The sequence below is a fragment of the Lactococcus sp. S64 genome (assembly GCF_016516525.1).
GTDB lineage: Bacteria > Bacillota > Bacilli > Lactobacillales > Streptococcaceae > Lactococcus > Lactococcus lactis.
The window spans coordinates 1-259 of record NZ_JACVUQ010000042.1; the positions used below are offsets into that span (position 1 = coordinate 1).

1 pseudogene is annotated in these 259 nt (G+C 43.6%); it reads left to right on the forward strand.

Annotated features, from left to right (window positions below):
* Nucleotides 1-259 (forward strand): annotated as a pseudogene (locus IAE51_RS12075) (type VII secretion protein EssC); the annotation flags it as partial.

A 259-nucleotide genomic window follows, 5' to 3' on the forward strand; every position in this document is an offset into this window, starting at 1 on the left:
AGAATTCCTAGATGAATTGACCTCAGTTGCACGTATTGGACGTTCTCTTGGCGTTCACTTGATTCTTGCGACTCAAAAACCAGATGGTGTCGTCAATGATCAAATTGACGCCAATGCCAAATCTAAAGTTGCGCTCAAAATGTCAGACGAGGCCAATTCTAAAGCTTTGATTAAAACAGGCGATGCTGCTCACATCACTAATGCGGGGCGTGGTTATCTTCGAGTGGGGGAAAGTGAAGTTTATGAACTCTTCCAATCA